This window comes from Pelagibius sp. (assembly GCF_028281305.1).
In the GTDB taxonomy this organism is placed as follows: domain Bacteria; phylum Pseudomonadota; class Alphaproteobacteria; order Kiloniellales; family Kiloniellaceae; genus Pelagibius.
Map to the genome: position 1 here is coordinate 1 of NZ_JANQKD010000102.1, position 4454 is coordinate 4454.

Below are 4454 nucleotides of genomic sequence, written 5' to 3' on the forward strand. Positions count from 1 at the left end.
GTCCGCGCGCAAATCGGCATGGTGCTGAACCTCGACAAGTGCATCGGCTGTCACACCTGCTCGGTCACCTGCAAGAACGTCTGGACCAACCGGGAAGGCATGGAATACGCCTGGTTCAACAACGTCGAGACCAAGCCCGGCATCGGCTATCCCAAGGAATGGGAAAACCAGAAACGCTGGAACGGTGGCTGGGAGCGTACGCGAAACGGCGGCCTGCGCCCCAAGATGGGGGCCAAATGGCGGGTATTGGCGAAGATTTTCGCCAATCCCGACCTGCCGGAGATCGACGACTACTACGAGCCTTTCACCTTCGATTACGAGCACCTGCAGAAGGCGCCGGAACTGGAGGCGTCCCCAACGGCGCGTCCGCGCTCGCTGATCACCGGCGAGCGCATGGAGAAGATACACTGGGGGCCGAACTGGGAGGAGATCCTGGGCGGGGAGTTCGAAAAGCGCTCCAGGGACGTCAACTTCGAGGGCGTGGAGAAGGAGATCTACGGCGTTTTCGAGAACACCTTCATGATGTACCTGCCGCGCCTCTGCGAACACTGCCTGAACCCGACCTGCGTGGCGGCCTGCCCTTCCGGTGCAATCTATAAGCGGGCCGAAGACGGCATCGTGCTGATCGACCAGGAGAAATGCCGCGGCTGGCGGATGTGCGTCTCCGGCTGCCCCTATAAGAAGATCTACTACAACTGGTCGTCCGGAAAGTCAGAGAAATGCATCTTCTGCTACCCGCGCATCGAGGCGGGCCAGCCCACCGTCTGCTCGGAGACCTGCGTCGGGCGTATCCGCTATCTGGGCGTGCTGCTCTATGACGCCGACAGGATAGGCGAGGCGGCGGCAACGCCAGAGGCCGGCGATCTCTACCAGGCGCAGCTCGACATTTTTCTCGACCCCAACGATCCGGAGGTGATCGCCCAGGCGCGCCACGATGGCGTGCCGGAGGCCTGGCTGGAGGCGGCACAGCGCTCGCCGGTGTGGAAAATGGCGATGGACTGGAAGGTCGCCTTCCCGCTCCACCCCGAATACCGCACCCTGCCCATGGTCTGGTACGTGCCGCCCCTCTCGCCGATCCAGTCGGCGGCCGAGGCCGGCAAGATCGCCTGGGACGACGGGCTGCCCGACGTCTCGGCCCTGCGCATTCCGCTGCGCTATCTGGCAAACCTCCTGACCGGCGGCAACGAGCAGCCGGTGGCCGAGGCCCTGCAGCGCATGCTGGGCATGCGCGCCTACATGCGGGCCAAGACGGTCGACGGCGTCGTCGACGAGGTCCTGGCGGAGCGGGTCGGCCTCACCCCGCGGCGCATCGAAGAGATGTATCACGTCATGGCGATCGCCAATTACGAGGACCGCTTCGTCATTCCGACAGCGCACCGGGAGGTCGGCGAGGACGCCTACGACCTGCGCGGCTCCTGCGGCTTCAGCTTCGGCAACGGCTGCTCCGAGGGCACCAGCGGCGGCAACCTCTTTGGCGGCGGACGCAAGAAGACCGTCAAGACCCCAACGGAGGTGATGTGATGGCCAAGACCTTCAAGGTTCTCTCCCTCCTGCTGGCCTATCCCGAGGAGGAACTGCAGACCGCCGCCGGAAGCATGAAAGCGGTGTTGGAACAGGAAAGGCTGATCCCGGCACCCTGCCTTACCGGCCTCTCGAAGCTGCTGGACGAGATTGCCGCCGGCGACCTCTACGACCTGCAGGCCCGCTACGTTCTGCTGTTCGACCGCACGCGCTCGCTCTCTCTCCATCTCTTCGAGCATATCCACGGCGAGAGCCGCGACCGCGGCCAGGCGATGGTGGATCTGGCGGAACACTACGCGGACCACGGCCTCCATCTTTCGGCCCGCGAACTGCCGGACTTTCTGCCGCTGTTCCTGGAGTTTCTCAGCACACGGCCGCTGCCGGAGGCGCGCGAGTTGCTCGGCCAGCCGCTGCACGTGGTCTGTGCCCTGGGCGAGCGTCTGCGCAAGCGCAAGAGCAGCTACGCCTGGGTCTTCCTTGCCCTGGAAGCCATTGCCCGGGGAAAGCCGTCGAAGGAGGCCATTGAGAGCCTCCTGGCCGAAACCGACGAGAACCCGGAAGATCTCGCCGCCCTCGACCGCGCCTGGGAGGACCAGCCTGTGACCTTCGGGCCCGGTACGGCACCCGGGGGCGGCTGCCCGGCAGCACGGGACACCCTCGCCCGCATGGACAGCCCCGCTACACAGCGCGGCCCGGCCCCGAACCGCCCGTAAGGAGCACGCGTCATGGCCTCGTTTCTGAACACCTTCTTCTTCGGCATCTATCCTTACATCTGCCTCGCCATCATGATCCTGGGTTCGATCTTTCGCTATGAGCGCGAGCCCTACACCTGGCGCTCCGGTTCAAGCCAATTGCTGCGGCGGCGGCAGTTCCTGATCGGCTCCAACCTCTTCCACGCCGGCATCCTGTTTCTCTTTCTCGGTCACTTCGTCGGTCTGCTGACGCCGCACTGGGCCTACGAACCCTTCATCAGCGCGCCGGCCAAACAGATGCTGGCCATCGTCGCCGGCAGCATCGCCGGTGTGGTCTGCCTGGTGGGCCTGACGATCCTCCTGCACCGGCGCCTCTACGACCCGCGCATAAGGGTTACGAGCACCTTCAGCGACGTTGCGATCCTGATCATTCTCTGGGTTCAGCTTGTCTTGGGACTGCTGACCGTGCCGTTCTCGCTGGCGCATTCGGACGGCAGCGTGATGTTGCGACTGTCGGAATGGGCGCAGCGCATTGTCACCCTGCGAGGCGATGCGGCCGAGCTGGTAGCCGGTCTTGCCTGGCCCTATCAGATTCATCTGGTCCTGGGATTGACGATCTTCCTGCTGTTCCCCTTCAGCCGCCTGGTCCACATCTGGAGCGCCCCGGTCCGCTATCTCTGGCGTCCCGGCTACCAGATCGTGCGCTCCCGCCGCCCGGCCTCCGGCGGCCACGCCCAGACACCGGCGGAGTGAATTCATGCAAGCGATCCGCATCAACGACGTGACGATTCCCGAAGCGGCGGTGCTGGCGGAAGCGCAGCATCATCCCGCCGCCGACCCGGAGACGGCGCGCGCCGCTGCGGCCGAGGCGCTGGCGGTGCGCGAGCTCCTTCTGCAGGAGGCTCGTCGCCAGGGGCTCGAACCTGACCTGCAGACAGACGGCGACGGACGCCGCGAGACCGAGGAGGACGCCCTGATCCGCTGCCTGCTGGATGCCAATGTGACAGTGCCACAGGCCGATCCCAAGACCTGCCGGCGCTACTACGACAACAACCGGCAACGCTTCCGCAGTCCCGATCTCTACGAGGCGGCGCATATCCTCTTCGCAGCATCGGCGGACAACGCAGAAGCCTATGAAAAGGCCGCATCCAAGGCCGCGGCGGCAGTCGCCGCTTTGCAGGAGGATCCCTCTGGCTTCGAGCGGCTGGCCCGGGAACTCTCCGACTGCAGCTCGGCGAAAGACGGGGGCCGTCTCGGTCAGGTCGCCCGCGGCGACACGGTACCGGAATTCGAAACCTTCCTCTGCAACCTGGAGGAAGGCCAGCTCTGTCCGCTGCCGATCCGCACCCGCTACGGCGTTCACGTCCTGCGGCTCGACCGCCGCATCATGGGCCGGCAACTGCCCTTCGACGCCGTGCAAGACCGCATCACCGACTATCTGCAGACTGCAAGCTGGCAGCGGGCAGTGGCCCAGTACATCCGCGTGCTGGCGGGGCGTGCCGCGATTTCCGGTATCACCCTGGAGGCTGCCGCCACGCCGCTTGTACAGTGAGTTTCCGAAGAGGCCCGCGAAGGGTCCAGCCCAGGTTAGGAATACGGGAGGGCGAACCCATGAGACCTGCCATTGCCAAGCGCCCGCGACTCGAGGCGATGCCGGCGAGCCTGCTGGCAAAACCCCTGGATTACATCTTCGCCGACCACTTCCGCCAACGCACGCTCTGCAATCTCCTGGAAGAGCTTGCCGACGCAACCGCACTCGACGAAGCCCTCGCACGCGAGGTCGTTGCCTTTCTGGTCGGCGACATGGCGGTACATGTCTTGGACGAAGAGGACGATCTCTTTCCGCTTCTGCGCAGGCGCTGTCCGCCGGAAGACGAAATCGAGGCCGTTCTGGGCGCCCTCGCCCGGGAGCACGAAGCCGACGAGCGGATGGCAGGGAACATCGTCGAGGGTTTGCAAGCCTGCGTGGCAACGGGCAACGCCCCGCGCGCTGATCCGGACCTCCGTGCCAGGCTTACGGAATTCGCCCGCCGCCAACGCCGTCACCTGGCCGTCGAGAACAGCATCGTCCTGCCCATCGCCCGGCAACGCCTGACCGAACTGGACCTGGCGAACCTCACGAAGCGCATGACGGAGCGGCGCGCCTAGGCTGTGGTGACAATTTATGATTTTGGGGATTCCCTTTTTCATCTGGGCATGATTCAAGACTGACCTTTGAGGAGGTCAGTCTTGGGTCGGCAT

At 65.0% G+C, this 4454-nt stretch carries 5 protein-coding genes; all 5 read left to right on the forward strand.

Annotation, left to right across the window (positions count from 1 at the left end):
• Nucleotides 1-1521 (forward strand): nitrate reductase subunit beta (gene narH / locus Q0982_RS19805; RefSeq protein ID WP_299398837.1); only part of this gene is annotated, 1521 nt, incomplete at its 5' end.
• Nucleotides 1521-2234, forward strand: coding sequence for a nitrate reductase molybdenum cofactor assembly chaperone (narJ, locus tag Q0982_RS19810; RefSeq protein ID WP_299398840.1), 714 nt, complete (start codon nucleotides 1521-1523; stop codon nucleotides 2232-2234). The genes narH and narJ, both read left to right, overlap by 1 nt.
• Nucleotides 2235-2246: 12 nt before the next feature.
• Nucleotides 2247-2966 carry a respiratory nitrate reductase subunit gamma gene (gene narI, locus Q0982_RS19815; protein ID WP_299398842.1) on the forward strand — a complete coding sequence of 240 codons (720 nt, stop codon included), beginning with the start codon at nucleotides 2247-2249 and terminating at the stop codon, nucleotides 2964-2966.
• Nucleotides 2967-2970: 4 nt separating this feature from the next.
• On the forward strand, nucleotides 2971-3765 hold the full coding sequence (locus tag Q0982_RS19820) for a peptidylprolyl isomerase (protein WP_299398845.1): 795 nt from the start codon (nucleotides 2971-2973) through the stop codon (nucleotides 3763-3765).
• Nucleotides 3766-3824: 59 nt separating this feature from the next.
• A complete protein-coding gene (locus tag Q0982_RS19825) occupies nucleotides 3825-4361 on the forward strand; it encodes a hemerythrin domain-containing protein (RefSeq protein ID WP_299398847.1) in 537 nt (178 codons plus the stop codon).
• The last annotated feature ends 93 nt before the right edge of the window (nucleotides 4362-4454 follow it).